The organism is Serratia sp. NA_112.1, assembly GCF_052691715.1.
In genome coordinates this window covers 248199-262663 of record NZ_JBQZFO010000003.1, presented here as the reverse complement: position 1 = coordinate 262663, position 14465 = coordinate 248199, and the positions used below count along the sequence as shown (strand labels likewise).

The 14465-nt window shown below is 53.1% G+C and carries 14 protein-coding genes; 5 read left to right on the top strand and 9 right to left on the bottom strand.

Features of this window, described 5'->3' with window-relative positions:
- Positions 1–222: 222 nt before the first annotated feature.
- On the bottom strand, positions 223–693 hold the full coding sequence (locus ACUTQ5_RS09025; RefSeq protein WP_445650973.1) for an anti-virulence regulator CigR family protein: 471 nt from the start codon (positions 691–693) through the stop codon (positions 223–225).
- A gap of 460 nt (positions 694–1153) precedes the next feature.
- On the opposite strand from ACUTQ5_RS09025, the gene ACUTQ5_RS09020 reads away from it, so the two are divergent.
- The gene (locus ACUTQ5_RS09020; protein WP_041418544.1) at positions 1154–1333 is read left to right on the top strand and encodes a hypothetical protein; all 180 of its coding nucleotides are present in this window, start codon (positions 1154–1156) and stop codon (positions 1331–1333) included.
- Positions 1334–1388: 55 nt separating this feature from the next.
- On the opposite strand, the gene ACUTQ5_RS09015 is transcribed toward ACUTQ5_RS09020, so the two are convergent.
- The 5 genes from ACUTQ5_RS09015 to ACUTQ5_RS08995 form a co-directional block, all read right to left on the bottom strand.
- Positions 1389–2270 (bottom strand): nucleoside-specific channel-forming protein Tsx, encoded by an 882-nt coding sequence (locus ACUTQ5_RS09015; RefSeq protein WP_445650972.1) that lies wholly within the window; start codon positions 2268–2270, stop codon positions 1389–1391.
- 387 nt (positions 2271–2657) lie between these two features.
- Positions 2658–2930, bottom strand: a complete 273-nt coding sequence (locus ACUTQ5_RS09010; protein WP_174352580.1) for a hypothetical protein — start codon at positions 2928–2930, stop codon at positions 2658–2660.
- Positions 2931–3002: 72 nt separating this feature from the next.
- The gene (gene yddG / locus ACUTQ5_RS09005; protein WP_445650971.1) at positions 3003–3896 is read right to left on the bottom strand and encodes an aromatic amino acid DMT transporter YddG; all 894 of its coding nucleotides are present in this window, start codon (positions 3894–3896) and stop codon (positions 3003–3005) included.
- 237 nt (positions 3897–4133) lie between these two features.
- Positions 4134–5504 carry an APC family permease gene (locus ACUTQ5_RS09000; RefSeq protein WP_445650970.1) on the bottom strand — a complete coding sequence of 457 codons (1371 nt, stop codon included), beginning with the start codon at positions 5502–5504 and terminating at the stop codon, positions 4134–4136.
- Between the two features lie 317 nt (positions 5505–5821).
- Complete coding sequence (locus ACUTQ5_RS08995) at positions 5822–7240, bottom strand: glutamine synthetase family protein (RefSeq protein ID WP_445650969.1); 1419 nt, start codon at positions 7238–7240, stop codon at positions 5822–5824.
- Positions 7241–7479: 239 nt separating this feature from the next.
- On the opposite strand from ACUTQ5_RS08995, the gene puuD reads away from it, so the two are divergent.
- The 4 genes from puuD to ACUTQ5_RS08975 are packed head-to-tail and all read left to right on the top strand — an operon-like array spanning position 7480 to position 11599.
- The gene (puuD, locus tag ACUTQ5_RS08990; RefSeq protein WP_445650968.1) at positions 7480–8241 is read left to right on the top strand and encodes a gamma-glutamyl-gamma-aminobutyrate hydrolase; all 762 of its coding nucleotides are present in this window, start codon (positions 7480–7482) and stop codon (positions 8239–8241) included.
- Entirely contained in the window at positions 8238–8795 is a 558-nt protein-coding gene (gene puuR / locus ACUTQ5_RS08985) for an HTH-type transcriptional regulator PuuR (RefSeq protein WP_445650967.1), read from the top strand. The genes puuD and puuR overlap by 4 nt, the downstream gene beginning before the upstream one ends.
- A 15-nt stretch (positions 8796–8810) precedes the next feature.
- Complete coding sequence (gene puuC, locus ACUTQ5_RS08980) at positions 8811–10307, top strand: aldehyde dehydrogenase PuuC (protein ID WP_445650966.1); 1497 nt, start codon at positions 8811–8813, stop codon at positions 10305–10307.
- A gap of 11 nt (positions 10308–10318) precedes the next feature.
- Complete coding sequence (locus ACUTQ5_RS08975; RefSeq protein ID WP_445650965.1) at positions 10319–11599, top strand: NAD(P)/FAD-dependent oxidoreductase; 1281 nt, start codon at positions 10319–10321, stop codon at positions 11597–11599.
- A 47-nt stretch (positions 11600–11646) separates the two neighbouring features.
- On the opposite strand, the gene ACUTQ5_RS08970 is transcribed toward ACUTQ5_RS08975, so the two are convergent.
- The 3 genes from ACUTQ5_RS08970 to ACUTQ5_RS08960 form a co-directional block, all read right to left on the bottom strand.
- Positions 11647–12402, bottom strand: a complete 756-nt coding sequence (locus ACUTQ5_RS08970) for an SDR family NAD(P)-dependent oxidoreductase (protein ID WP_445650964.1) — start codon at positions 12400–12402, stop codon at positions 11647–11649.
- A gap of 684 nt (positions 12403–13086) precedes the next feature.
- Positions 13087–13299 carry a transcription antiterminator/RNA stability regulator CspE gene (gene cspE / locus ACUTQ5_RS08965; RefSeq protein ID WP_012006483.1) on the bottom strand — a complete coding sequence of 71 codons (213 nt, stop codon included), beginning with the start codon at positions 13297–13299 and terminating at the stop codon, positions 13087–13089.
- 452 nt (positions 13300–13751) lie between these two features.
- Entirely contained in the window at positions 13752–14396 is a 645-nt protein-coding gene (locus tag ACUTQ5_RS08960) for a Qnr family pentapeptide repeat protein (protein ID WP_445650963.1), read from the bottom strand.
- Positions 14397–14465 lie beyond the last annotated feature (69 nt).

Below are 14465 nucleotides of genomic sequence, written 5' to 3'. Positions count from 1 at the left end.
GCTCTTCAGGCAAATAAAAAAGCCTCGCCGAAGCGAGGCTTTAGACTGATGACAAACCTCACTCTTGCCCAGAGCGAGTAGATGTCGATAAATAAAAATAAGGAAAATCAATTTATTGATTTTCGGCTGATCACCACAAAGCAGGAAAAACCACGTTTTTTCCTGCTTTGTCAGCAACCTAAAAGCCTCGCCGAAGCGAGGCTTTAAAACGGAAAGCGTAACTTAGTTAAATACGCCGTTGATCACCGAGGCCACCAGGGCGGTACTCAACGCCACCAGCACCAGATCGTCACCGGCAATACGCCATTCATAGCCCGGGTAGTAAGGCAGATCGCGCAACATAGATGATGGCACCATTTTCTTGGCGATACCCGGAGGCAGCGGCTTGCCACGCGCCAGATTTTTTGCAATCCCCGGCGGCAAAGAGCGGTAGCCGGTCAAACCATAGTTTCGTGCCAGTGATCGTGCACGATCGCGGGAAATACTGACGGAAACCAGCCCCTGGTCACTCTCGTTGCCTTTGGCTTTATTGCCATGATTACCGCTATTACCATGATTACCGCTGTTGCCATGATTACCGCTGTTGCCATGACCATTACCGTTGCCCCCTTTCTCGGCCAAGGCCGGGGCGGATGACAGGCCCATCGAAACAATCAGCGCCAGCACTGTGAGAGTAGTACGACGTTTGCTCATGATTTCACTTCCTGCATGGGTTATTAACGTCACTATAAACCTAATTTCCCACATAAAGCATACGGAAAACTCTGAGAGTTTGATCCCATTTAGAGACCTTTGGCAGGCAATCTTGCCAAATATTATTCCAACGCAAAACAATTCGGTAAAACCGAAATTTCAGCCCAGATTTTTCTTGCAGCAAAATAAGCCTTGTCGTAGTTTGGCAGTGTCACAAAAAAGAGTTAGCTTGCTCTTTTTCGTCGCACCTCAAATCATTTATTATCATCCAGAATGATAATTCGGACGACTTCCCGCCGCTCAGTGCGGGATTCTTTTTCCCCATAATTAGACATCAGATGCACCGATACAGTGCTTTTTGTTGAGATTTGGTTGCCAATACTTTAAATTCAGCGTCTGAGAAACCTTAACCTCCCGCGGTGGCCAGTTGGCAACGGGTGGGCGTTCAGGAGCAAAAGACATGCAAATGACCCTCATGGAATATATCACGCAGCACTTTAATGGCGATCTTCACCGCTACGCGCAATCTGAAGGCGTGAGTCGTGAACAAATCATCAGTTGGATTGATAATGAATGCCACGTAATCAAAGGACGATTATTTATGCCGGTGCGACATTTGCCCGCTGAACAAGTGCAGTGATGACGAAAAAAAACCCCGCCAAAGCGGGGTTTTCTGTTTCTGATACCACGGAAAATCAGAAGTTATAACCGGCAACCAGGTAGTAACCCCAGCCGGTAGATTTGATTGGCCCCTGTGGAGTACCAATATCTGCCCCATCCTGCCATTGGCCACCGTTATGGAAATAACGAGCCACGAAGGAGTAGTGCCAGTGATCGTAGTTCAGCGCCAGAATATGGCTGGAAGCGATCGAGTTGCTGGTGCGAACCTGTTTGCCAGTGCCGTCGGTCCAGTTGCTGTCTTTGCCCAGATCGGAACCAAAGTCAAAGTTGGTGAAGCCGATATAGCTCAGATTGCCGCCCCACAGTTGAGTCAGCGGCACAAAGTATTTCACCTTGAAGCGGTAGCCATCCCAGCTGTTTTCGTTGGCAGCCTGGTAGTTTTCCCACTGGTATTTGGCATAGATGTTCATCGACAGGCTCATTGGCAGGCCGGTTTCGATATCGGTGCCCAGACCCATGTACCAGGTGTTCTGACGGCCGTCGGTGTTGTGGCCCAGGTCATAGATGTAGTTGTTGGCGAAGTACCACTCTTTGAATGGACCAAAGCTCAGATCGGTACCGGTCAGTTTGTCGATAGAGAAACGAGGTTCGATCTCCATAAACATCGGTGAGCCCTTGTCCCAGATACCACGATCCGGGGTGTTGCCAACGCCGAAGAATTTAGGCACATCGACGTAGCCATAGAAATCAAACCAATCTTTTTTAGCGAAGGCTTCGTACTCCAGGTAGACGTCGTTGTTCAACTGAGGTCCGAAACGTGTGTGGTAACTGCCTACCACGTTAACGCTCTGGTGCCACCAATCCGAGACGTATTGGCTGTCTTTGCTATCCGCCATTGATGATGCACTGTAAGACGCTGCGAGCAGGACACCTGCTGCGAGAGCTATTTTTTTCATTTTATTACCACATGCTTAAAGGGCCATTTCCTGCCCGTTAGAAAAGATGACAATGAGTCTGACGACACCTGGCGTTGCCTCCGCTTACAAGCTTCTTGGGCGACGCGCGCATTATAGAAATCACCGGGTGTAAGAATCTGTGATCCAGTTATGTATTTCGCGAATAGGTAATCGATTGCGTTAACACTTGTCAAATTATGTTTCATGAAAATTCACGATCGCTGTGATTTTTGTCATGCACGGTGATTTTTTAAGCAGTTTCTGTGCCAATTGTGCTCAGCACAAAAAAGTAACCGGGTCTGTCGCAGAAATGAAAAAGCCGGCGTTTTTAGCGCCGGCTTTTCTTGGGAATACTGCTGAGGAAAACGGAGGAACTCTTGCCAGGATTCAGCTAATTGAAGGTATCGCCTTGGCGATATTTTCCTTACGGAACACCACCTCTTGCCCCGGCTGGATCTCCCACTCTTTGGGCGGGATATCCACCTTCGGCGCGGCGGCGATCACCGAACCATAAATCAGCTTGTCTTCCCGGCGCAGAATGCTGACATCAAGCTGATATTCATGGCGCAGATTGGCAGTAGTCAGGCGCACGGTATCACCGCGCATATAACTTCCACCGTCAATCTCTGGCTGCTGAATAAATTGGATATCGTCTCTCATTTTTATGTTCCTTCATGTTTGTCTGCTAGTTAGATTCTAGTTCAACATTGGGCAACCGGCGGATCATTTCCGTTAGTTTCCTCGGGTTGCCCACCAACAGATTAACGATCCCAGAGTCACCATTACCACGCCCTGCCAGAAACTGGCGGTCAGTGCGGTATTCAATACCAGTGCGGCAAATACCGCCGACAGCACCGGAGTGAAATAGGATACCGTCGCCAACAGCGTCATATTGCCGTGTAAAATACCCACATTCCACGCCGCGTACCCCGCTCCCATCGCCATGCCAGCACAGAGTAACGTCAGGGTCACCGGCAGCGAGAACTGCATGCCGCTCTCGTGGCTAAAGGCGTATTTCACCCACAGCGCAACGGCGGTCAGGGTAATAAACAGCACCACGCCGTTATGGCCCTGGGCAATTCTCTTGGTCAGGTTGCAATATAACGCCCAAATTATCGCGCCACCAAAGGCCAGCGAATAACTCAATGGATTACTGCGTACGTTTGCCAGCATTTGCACTGGCGACCAGCCGCCCTCACCACTCATGATCCAACCGATTCCGAACAATGACAGTAATAATCCAGGCAACAGCCACCATTTGGCCTTTTGTCCGTTAAACACCAGCGCCATCAGTACGGTGAAACAGGGCCAAAGGTAGTTGATCATCCCTACTTCTATGGCCTGCAGGCGGGTGTTGGCATAGCCCAACGACAGCGACAGACAGATCTCATAGCTGACAAACAGCAGACTGCCGAGGATCAGGTAGGCGCGTGGAAAATGGCGAAGATGGGGTAGCCGGAGCGCCAACAGCAGAAAAACCGCGCTGACGCTGTAAATCATCGCGGCACCGCCAATAGGCCCCAACCCTTCGCTGACGCTGCGGATCAGACCAACCACGCTGCTCCACAACAGGATCGCCAGCAGACCGAGCAAAGTGGCTTTATACGAAACGGGGAGTGAAGACATCGAGGTGATCCAATCGGTTATTTTTTATCAGTATTTTCACTCTACTGTCCGACGGACAAAAAAGAAAGGCGGGAAAACCCGCCTCAGACTGCTGACAAAGTTCTTTGCGGTTAAAGTCCCGTTTTAAGGGCTAATAAAAACAAAGGATTATGTCTTCTGATTTACCCCAAACATCCGAAAACCACGTTTTTCGGGTGTTTGCCATCAAACTAAGGCGGGAAAACCCGCCTGACTCAGTTATTGCTGCGGTTGTCGCTCCAGCTGCGGTGGCGGCTGGCGGAAACGCCGGGTGAGATACGCCAGGTAACCAAAGCCCATAACCGCCCAGATCAGCCCCATGGTCAGCGAGCTTTTTTCCAGGTTTAACCACAACACACCGACCGTTAACGCCCCGACCAATGGCAGGAACAGATAGTTGAAGCGATCCTTCCAGCTCTTGTTCCGCCCCTCGCGAATATAGAAATGACTGATCACCGACAGGTTAACGAAGGTGAAAGCCACCAACGCACCGAAGTTGATCAATGCGGTCGCCGTGACCAGGTCGAACGACAGCGCGGACAGGGCTACCAGCCCCACCAGCAACACGTTGAGTGATGGCGTGCGCCATTTCGGGTGGATATAGCCGAAATATTTTTCCGGGAACACGTTATCGCGCCCCATCACATACAACAGCCGTGAAACGCTGGCATGCGACGCCAGGCCCGAGGCCAGGGTGTTGATAAAGGTGACGCACAGGAAAATCGATTGGAACAGCTTGCCGCCCACGTACAGCGCGATTTCCGGCAGTGCCGCATCCGGCTGATGAAAGCGCTGAATGGAAGGGAAAAACAGTTGGATAAAGAATGAGACGCTGATGAAGATCACCCCGCCATACAGCGCGGTCAGGAAGATAGCACGCGGGATCACCCTGGCGGCATCGGGCGTTTCTTCACACAGCGTGGTTACCGCATCAAAACCAAGGAACGAGAAACACAAGATGGTGGCGCCGGTGATAATCGGCAGTAAATGCGCATTTTCGCTGACGAAGGGTTGCAGGCTCCACACCGTCCCCAGCCCTTCACCGTTGTGCAGGCCACGTACCACCAGGTAGATAAATACCACAATGATCGCCACCTGGGCCAGTACGAACAGGGTATTGAAGTTGGCCACCAGATTGACGCTTTTCAGGTTGATGGCGGTAATAATAATCACAAAACCCACAACCCATATCCACGGGGGCACTTCAGGGAACAGTGCAGTCAGGTATATCTTCGCCAACAGGGCATTGATCATCGGCAGGAACAGATAATCGAGCAGTGAAGACCAGCCCACCAAAAAACCGACGTGCGGATTAATGGCTTTCTGCGCATAGGTGTAGGCCGAACCGGCGGTCGGGAATTGGCGCACCAGCTTGCCGTAGCTGATGGCGGTAAACAGCACGCCGGCCAACGCCAGCAGATAGGAGGCCGGTACATGGCCATCGGTCAGGCCGGAAACGATGCCGAAGGTGTCGAACACCGTCATTGGTGTCAGATAGGCCAGCCCCATCATCACCACCTGCCACAGCTTCAGGCTTTTGCGCAGTTGCGGCTTGGCCGCCTCATTAACGTCAGTCACATTAGTCGTCATGGCTCTTCCCCTCGTTGTCCTCTGCTGGTAACCGTTTAGCGTCATTCAGAGAGGCCGCGGGGAAACTGCTGCTCAGGCGGCGGGAGGTGCGATGTAAAGACAATAAAACTCGGCCAGCGGCTGGCCCGTATTCACCGCGGCACAGGCAGATACCTGCGCAGACGGATGAAACAGTTATGGCTGTCATGGTTATTTCCTCGCCGGCGTCCTGTACGCCAAAGTGGAAGCAATGCTTTACCGCAGCGCGCAGCATCGCAGGCCACAGGATAGCCGGCGGAATGCGCCATACGCGCGCGGTAGGATTGGCGTCGAGCGGGTCAGGCGTTTTTCAGCATCCACTCGATTTCGGTTTCGGTGATCAGGCGCTCAAACTGCACCAGTTCATCGGTTTTACAAGCCAGGTAAACATGGCTGAACCTTTCACCCAGCAGTGCATTCAGTACCGGCTGATGCTCAAATTCATACAGCGCATCGCTTTGGCGGATCGGGAACGGCAGCCCCTCCTGCTCCAGCCCGTTGCCGGTCACCGGCTCTTGCAGCGGTAGCGTGGTTTCCAGGCCGTAGACAATACCTGCCAGAATGGTTGCCATCACCAGATAAGGGTTGGCATCAGCACCGGCTACGCGATACTCCACGCGATGACTGTCGCGATCGCCGCAGGGAATGCGCAGTGCCACGGTGCGGTTGTTATGCCCCCAGGACGCCTGGGTCGGCACGTACATGCCCGGCTGGAAACGGCGGTAGGCATTAACGTTCGGTGCCAGCAACGCAATAGAAGAAGGCATCAGGGCAATCATCCCGGCCAGCGCCTGTTTCAGCAGCGCGGAGTCTTCACCGTCGTCATCAACCAGTACGTTGTTGCCCTGCCGGTCCAGCATGCTGATATGAACGTGCATGCCGCTACCGGCGTGCTCTTCGTAGGGCTTGGCCATAAAGGTGGCCTGCATGTTGTGGTTCTCTGCCACCATGCGGATCAGGCGTTTTAACGCCAGGGCATGGTCACAGGCCTGCAGGACATTGTCGGTATGATGCAGGTTGACTTCAAACTGACCGGGTGAAGCCTCTGCCACCGCGCCGTCGGCCGGCAGGCCCTGCATGCGCGCCAATTCGTCAATCTCGCTCAGCACGTCGGCAAAATGGTTAAGATTATCGACCGAGTAGACCTGGCTTTGGGTATTGCGCTCCTGGGTGCCCGGCGCACACGGCGGCTGCAGATAGCCTTCCGAATCGCGCTGTCGATCGATGAGATAGAACTCCAACTCTACCGCTACTACGGGGGATAGCCCGCGCTGACGCAAACGCTGCCACACTCGGTTCAGCACATTGCGCGGTTCAACGTCAAAGGGAGTACCATCTTCATCGAGCATGGTGAGCAACACCTGGCCGATATATTGCGGGTCCGCCGCCGACGGCGTCAGGGTGCCCAGTACCGGCACGCAGATATGGTCCGGCTCCCCCAGTTCCTGCCCCAGTCCAGCTTCCTCCACCACGTTGCCGAGAATATCCATCGCAAACACCGACGCCGGGAAGTAACAGCCCTTCTCCAGCTTGCTCAACCCAGCGACCGGAATACGTTTGCCGCGGAAGCTGCCGTTAAGGTCGGTCAGCAGAACATCAACGTGCTGAGTTAATGGATAACGATCCAGGTAGTTCTTCACTTCACGCTGGAACGCGCTACTTCGCTTTTCTTCATGATGCTGAACAAAGTTTTCCACTTCTACTATGTTGGTCTGCATGATTCACCCGCCATGTATGTTTTTGTCTGTGGTTCTCACACTTATTGCCGTCGATGTTTTTTGACCATCTTGCTCAATATAATGCCCACCAATGAAACATAGATGCAACAAAATTGTTTTGCAAGTGTTAATTTGAGTTTGAATATTGCCCATTTGACTGCTAGATTTATAAAATATTGAACGAAAATGGCAGTGGAGAAGCTTATCGTTCATAATTTCGAACATACCAAGGGGACAGTATGGGCAATATATTTAACAGGCCGGTGGTCGGCGTAGTAATGTGCAGGTATAGGTTAAACGGGCACCTCACTCAGACCTTGCAAGAAAAGTACCTAAATGCCGTAGTCGCTGCAGGAGGGTTGCCAATCGCCCTGCCACACGCGCTGGCGGAGCCGAAACTGCTGGAAGAATTGCTGGAGCACCTCGACGGTATTGTGCTGCCAGGCAGCCCCAGTAATGTGCAGCCGCACCTTTATGGTGAAAACGGCGATGAGCCTGACGCCGATCCCGGGCGAGATGAATTGAGCCTGGCGCTGATCCGCCACTCGCTCGACAGGCGCATTCCCCTTTTCGCCATTTGCCGCGGTATGCAAGAAATGGTGGTCGCCAGTCAGGGCACCCTGCACCGTCGGTTGTTTGAATTACCCGAACTGCTCGAGCACCGTGAAGATCACGACCTGCCGTTGGAACAACAATATGCCCCCGCCCACGAAGTCATCGTTCAGGAAGGCGGCTTGCTCTCGCAACTGATACCGGATTGCAACCGATTCTGGGTGAACTCACTGCATGGCCAGGGGGCAAAAACCCTTGGCCCCGGCGTACGCATTGAGGCCCATGCCGCCGATGGGTTGGTGGAGGCCATCAGCCTGCGCGACCAGCCTTTCGCGTTGGGAGTGCAATGGCACCCGGAATGGAACAGCGAGGAGTACGCCCTGTCACGCCTGCTGTTTGAGGGGTTCATTAACGCCTGCCGGAACTATCAAAAGGAAAAACGCCCATGAGCAATGTCAGCTTGGCACCGGGAAAACGCCTGTCGCAAATCCGCCTGCAATTGGGATTGTCGCAGCGCCGAGTGGCCGAACTGTCAGGATTAACCCATAGCGCCATCAGCACAATCGAGCAGGACAAGGTCAGCCCGGCCATCAGCACCTTACAAAAGCTGCTGACGGTGTACGGGCTGTCACTGTCGGCGTTTTTCGCCGAACCGGAAATACCGGATGAACCACAGATTGTTATCGACAACCAGGATCTGATTGAGATTGGCAGCCAGGGGGTCTCGATGAAATTGATCCACAACGGCGACCCTAATCGCACCCTGGCGATGATGATCGAAACCTATGAACCGGGTACCACCACCGGCGAACGTATCAAGCATCAGGGGGAAGAGATCGGCACCCTGCTGGAAGGCGAAGTGTTACTGCAGGTCAACGGGCAGACCTATCACCTGTCGGCTGGCCAGAGCTACGCCATCAACACCGGCATTCCCCACAGTTTCAGCAACACGTCGGCGCGGATTTGCCGGATTATCAGCGCCCATACGCCGACGACATTCTGATCAACGGAGCAAGGTATGGACTTCCACCATTTGCAGTATTGGCAACATCGGGCGCAAGCCCTGAAAATTGAGAACCGACTGTTTATCAATGGCCGCTATCAGCAGGCCACTGAAGGCCAAACCTTTGCCGTGGAGGATCCTGCCGGGCAACGCGAATTGACCCAAGTGGCACGGGGTAGCAGCGTCGATATTGATTTGGCGGTCAGCGCAGCGCGTGAAGTGTTTGATCGCGGCGACTGGTCCAGAGCGGCTCCGGCGCAGCGCAAAGCCACTTTGCTGCAGTTGGCGAACCTGATGGAACAGCACCAGGAAGAACTGGCGCTGCTGGAAACGCTCGATACCGGCAAACCGATCCGTCACAGCCTACGCGACGACGTGCCGGGGGCAATCCGCTGCCTGCGCTGGTATGCCGAAGCAGTCGACAAGGTTTATGGCGAAATCGCCCCTACCGGCGGTGATGCGCTGGCGCTGATTGAACGAGAGCCTATCGGCGTAATTGGCGCCATCGTGCCGTGGAACTTCCCGCTGTTATTGGCCTGTTGGAAACTCGGCCCGGCGCTGGCCACCGGCAACAGCGTGATCCTTAAGCCCTCTGAAAAATCTCCGTTGACCGCCATCTATCTGGGCAAGCTGGCCCAACAGGCCGGATTGCCGGACGGCGTGCTGAATATTGTTCCAGGCTACGGCTTTGACGCCGGCAAGGCGCTGGCGCTGCACAACGACGTCGACGCCCTGACCTTTACCGGATCCACCCAGGTCGCCAAACAACTGATGATTTACGCCGGCCAATCCAATATGAAACGGGTGTGGCTGGAGGCCGGAGGCAAGAGCGCCAATATCATCTTTGCCGACTGCCCGGATCTGGACAAGGCCGCTCAGAGTGCCGCCGTCGGCATCTTCTATAATCAGGGACAGGTGTGCATTGCCGGCACCCGATTGCTGGTGGAAGAGAGTATTCAGCAGGCGTTCTTACAGGCGCTACGACGACATGCGGCAGCCTTCACCCCAGGCGATCCGCTCGATCCGGCGACGATGATGGGTACGCTGATCGATCAGGGTCACTGCGAGAAAGTGGCCGACTACATCGAACAGGGCCTGAGCCAGGGTGCCAACCTGTTCCTCGACGGCCGCGAACACCCACAGAACGGCCATGTCGGCTACCTCGGCCCGACCATTCTGACCCAGGTGGATAACACCATGAGCGTGGCGCGTGACGAGATTTTCGGCCCGGTATTGGCCGTCACCCGTTTTAACGGTGAACAGCAGGCGATGCAGTTGGCCAACGACAGCGACTACGGTCTGGGCGCCGCCATCTGGACACGTGACCTGTCCCGCGCTCACCGACTGGCACGCCAGTTAAAAGCCGGTACGGTATTCGTCAATAACTACAACGACGGCGATATGACGGTCCCCTTCGGCGGCTACAAGCAAAGCGGTAACGGTCGCGACAAATCGCTGCACGCGCTGGAAAAATTCACCGAACTGAAAACCACCTGGATTTCGCTGGAATAAGGGCAGATATCATGACTGAACATGTGAAAAGCTATTATGCGGCCTCGGCCAACGGCCACGCCCCCTACCCGCAGTTGAATGATTCTATTGAATGCGACGTCTGCATCGTCGGCGGTGGCTACACCGGTCTGTCTTCCGCACTGTTTCTGGTGGAAGCCGGCTATAACGTGGTGCTGCTGGAGTCTGCGCGCATCGGTTTCGGTGCCAGCGGCCGTAATGGCGGCCAACTGGTCAACTCTTACAGTCGCGATATTGACGTGATTGAACAACGCTATGGAGCAGAAAGCGCCCGCGTTCTCGGCAGTATGATGTTTGAAGGCGCAGAGATCATTCGCAGCCGTATCCAAAGGTACGCCATCGAATGTGACTATCGCCCCGGCGGCATCTTCGCCGCCCTGAACAACCGGCAATACCACGCGTTGATCGAGCAGAAGCAGAACTGGGAACGCTACGGTAATACTCAACTTGAACTGCTGGATGCTGGGCGCATTCGTCAAGAGGTCAACAGCGAGCGCTACATCGGCGCGCTGCTGGATCATAGCGGTGGTCATATTCATCCATTGAATCTGGCTCTCGGAGAAGCCGAAGCCATTCGCCTGCAGGGTGGGCGGATCTTCGAACAATCGGCCGTGACCAACATCCGCCACGGCGAACCGGCTATCGTCAGTACCGCCAATGGGCAGGTGAAGGCGCGCTATGTGATCGTGGCCGGTAATGCTTATCTGGGCGATAAGCTGGAGCCAAGACTGGCCAAACGCAGCATGCCGTGCGGCACCCAGGTGGTGGCCACCGAGCCGCTGGCACCGGAAGTGGCGCAGTCGCTGATCCCACAAAATTACTGCGTCGAAGACTGTAACTATCTGCTGGATTATTACCGCATTACCGGTGATAACCGCCTGCTGTACGGCGGTGGCGTGGTGTACGGTGCTCGCGATCCGGACGATATCGACAATCTGATCCGCCCCAAACTGCTGAAAACCTTCCCACAGTTGAAAGGGGTGAATATCGACTACCGCTGGACCGGTAATTTCCTGCTGACGCTGTCGCGTATGCCGCAGTTCGGCCGACTGGAAAATAATATCTATTACATGCAGGGTTACAGCGGCCACGGCGTGACCTGTACCCATCTGGCGGGTAAATTGATTGCCGAGTTATTGCAGGGCGATGCGGAACGTTTCGACGCCTTTGCCAAGCTGCCGCACCTGCCGTTCTTCGGCGGTCGCAACCTGCAAATTCCGTTTACCGCCATTGGTGCAGCCTACTACACCCTGCGCGATCGGATCGGGGTGTAAAGCTTGCAGGCCCGGCGTTTAGCTTCATCGGGCCTGATGATTACCGCTTAAACAATCTTCGGTTGGCCGTCTGAGGCGGTCGCCCCACCGTCAACCGGGATATTGGCACCGTTGATAAAGCTGGCGTCGTCACTGGCCAGAAACGCCATCACCGCTGCCACTTCTTCCGGCTCTGCCGCTCGGCCCAAAGCAATGCGTTCGTTGAATTTGTCGCGGATCTCCTGCGGCCAGCCATTGGTCATATTGGTTTTTACCAGACTCGGGCACACCGAGTTCACCCGCACGCCGTCACCGCCGTGATCCAGCGCCATGGCACGCGTCAGGTTTACCACCGCCCCTTTGGCTGCGCAGTAGTATGCCGCGCCCCAGTCGCCGCCCAGGCCAGAAACCGAAGCGGTGTTAACGATGCAGCCTTTGGTTTTCAGCAGATACGGCATGGCAAACTTGGAGCAAAACACCACGCCGTCGATATCGACCCCGGCGATGCGACGCCAGTCAGCTACGCTGGTTTCCAGCACGCTACCCGCCACATGCACACCGGCATTGTTTAACAATACGTCGATGCGACCAAATTTCTTCGCGACTTCGTTCATCATTTTTTCAACCGCGACGTGGTCAGAAACGTCGATATGCACCGCCAGTGCCTTGCCTTTCGGCAGCGAGGCCGCCACTTTATCTACCGCTTCCTTTGCCCAGTCAGCCAGCACCACGGTTGCGCCCTCAGCGGAAAATCGGCGTGCCGCCGCTTCCCCCATCCCGTTGCCTGCCCCGGTGATGATGACCACTTTATTGTCGAAACGCATAAGAACTCCTCCATGTGAATGTATTTTTATAAATCATACAAATACTGATTGAGTCCGAGGATAAAACTCATGGGCGGAGAGGGACAGTCAAAACGTGCGGTTTTATAATCAAAAAGAGGTATTTACCGCAAATTCAATGTGTCAGGACCGGCATTATCGGAATTAGGCCAACTCATTGATGAGACTAAAAAAGATACATCTTCACGACTATTTACTTATTGTATTATAATTAATCAATAAGTTCAGTGGCGGCCCTATATCACCGTTTACCGATAAGCAACGATTATAGAAATGCTGACAGCAGCGTCGTTTGGCGGCCCGCAGGCATAAAAAAACCCCGGCACAGGCCAGGGTCATCAATGTTTGTCGGTCACTTTCCCGACTGTCATGTTATGGCGTAAGCGTCCGTCCAACACTCCAACCTTACGCAGCCTAAGCACAACTTTTTCACAACAGGAAAATAGACTCAATCGCGACCGCTATTATTATTACGACGCCAATCTCTTTTTCTGTTGCCAATAACTATGGTCAGTGAAACCTATGGTTATTGAAATACGCCAAGCATAATTATTTTTAGATAAACTCCGGGTAATCCCGGAGTTTATTCAGGTAATTCTTTTATTTCTTATCTGCTCCGGTTTTTACCATCTTCGCTATCGTAAGAAACAAAACACTACCTATAAATTATAAAACTACTACGTTGCCGGCAGAAGGACCCTTCTGACCGTTTTCGATAGTGAATTCAACGCGCTGACCTTCATCAAGCGTTTTGAAATCATTGCTCTGGATAGCGGAGAAGTGTACGAACACGTCTTTGCTGCCGTCAGCCGGGGAGATAAAGCCAAAACCTTTACCTGCATCAAACCATTTTACCAAACCAGTCATTTTAGTAGACATAGATATTTCCTTTATTTTTTTGAGACGCCATAAGGCGATTGAGGTCTGTTTTTATTGGAAACTTACTTGGGCACTAGAGAAGGAAATTCGCGGAAGAAGAGGTATCTATGGGATATCACTAATACTGAGAACTGCTTTACTAAAACTGCTTTCATAAGGTCTGTACTACAAACCGATGACGCTATTTATACACGAGGGATTTATTTAAGCAAGCGCTATTTAAAATCAAGTCCCTTCCACCACATCCGCATTGCGCCATTTATCCTCAATCTCTGTACTGCTGGCGTCAACACACATTTTATTATTGTGTTGATGTTTAATTGTAATAAAACCTTAACATAAACCTGACAAATCAATAAGTTCTCGACACCGGATGCCGATAAAGTGATAAAATCCTTACCCTCCGCTGGCTTGTCAATCAGGCGCTACAAAAGCAGGAACGCCAGTCTCGCTTAACCGATAATCGCAATACCCAGCCGCTCCATCATCTGAAACACCTGGTAGCTTTCCAGCTTTACGCCTTGCAGATCGGTGCTGCGCAGATCCAGCTCACCGAGTTCCGAGTTGGTCAAATCACAGTGGGTAAAATTGGCGGCACGCCAATCAAACGACGCAAACTCACCACCGGACAGATCCGAACCGCTAAAAGTCGCCCCCAGGATCTGCGCGCTGTTCCAACGGTTTTCCCACAGCTCACACTTCTCCAGTACCACTTTCGAAAAATTGGCGTAACTCAGGTTGCTTTTGGTTATGTATGCGCTGCAAAACCAGGTGCGTGGGGTGATCATATTCATAAAGCTGGCGCCGCGAAAATCTGCGCCCTGCGCCCGGCACTCACGGATTTCGATACCTAACGCGCTGGCGTTTCTGAAGTCAGCCATCGACAGGTCACAGTTTTTGAAGCTGGCATCCTTCAATAACGCACGGTTGAAATTACCGCCCTGTTGACTCTCGCGGTCATAAAACTGACAGTCGATAAATTCGGTTCCCGTCAGGTCGGTGCCTGAAAAATCGCAGTTGATAAAGCTGCCGTTTTCAATTTTTTCGCCGGTAAACCGGTTACGAACAATCTTTTCACCATCCAACTTCAGTGTCATCGCACCACGCCTGTTTATTTATACAGTCAGTGAGGCATTATAAGCAGATCTGCTGTCCTGTGAAAAACG

What these genes read in the sequence shown, in the direction of transcription:
- ACUTQ5_RS09025 (WP_445650973.1), bottom strand. Translation starts at nt 693, where the DNA reads ATGAGCAAACGTCGTACTACTCTCACAGTGCTGGCGCTGATTGTTTCG.
- ACUTQ5_RS09020 (WP_041418544.1), top strand. Translation starts at nt 1,154, where the DNA reads ATGCAAATGACCCTCATGGAATATATCACGCAGCACTTTAATGGCGAT.
- ACUTQ5_RS09015 (WP_445650972.1), bottom strand. Translation starts at nt 2,270, where the DNA reads ATGAAAAAAATAGCTCTCGCAGCAGGTGTCCTGCTCGCAGCGTCTTAC.
- ACUTQ5_RS09010 (WP_174352580.1), bottom strand. Translation starts at nt 2,930, where the DNA reads ATGAGAGACGATATCCAATTTATTCAGCAGCCAGAGATTGACGGTGGA.
- yddG (WP_445650971.1), bottom strand. Translation starts at nt 3,896, where the DNA reads ATGTCTTCACTCCCCGTTTCGTATAAAGCCACTTTGCTCGGTCTGCTG.
- ACUTQ5_RS09000 (WP_445650970.1), bottom strand. Translation starts at nt 5,504, where the DNA reads ATGACGACTAATGTGACTGACGTTAATGAGGCGGCCAAGCCGCAACTG.
- ACUTQ5_RS08995 (WP_445650969.1), bottom strand. Translation starts at nt 7,240, where the DNA reads ATGCAGACCAACATAGTAGAAGTGGAAAACTTTGTTCAGCATCATGAA.
- puuD (WP_445650968.1), top strand. Translation starts at nt 7,480, where the DNA reads ATGGGCAATATATTTAACAGGCCGGTGGTCGGCGTAGTAATGTGCAGG.
- puuR (WP_445650967.1), top strand. Translation starts at nt 8,238, where the DNA reads ATGAGCAATGTCAGCTTGGCACCGGGAAAACGCCTGTCGCAAATCCGC.
- puuC (WP_445650966.1), top strand. Translation starts at nt 8,811, where the DNA reads ATGGACTTCCACCATTTGCAGTATTGGCAACATCGGGCGCAAGCCCTG.
- ACUTQ5_RS08975 (WP_445650965.1), top strand. Translation starts at nt 10,319, where the DNA reads ATGACTGAACATGTGAAAAGCTATTATGCGGCCTCGGCCAACGGCCAC.
- ACUTQ5_RS08970 (WP_445650964.1), bottom strand. Translation starts at nt 12,402, where the DNA reads ATGCGTTTCGACAATAAAGTGGTCATCATCACCGGGGCAGGCAACGGG.
- cspE (WP_012006483.1), bottom strand. Translation starts at nt 13,299, where the DNA reads ATGTCTACTAAAATGACTGGTTTGGTAAAATGGTTTGATGCAGGTAAA.
- ACUTQ5_RS08960 (WP_445650963.1), bottom strand. Translation starts at nt 14,396, where the DNA reads ATGACACTGAAGTTGGATGGTGAAAAGATTGTTCGTAACCGGTTTACC.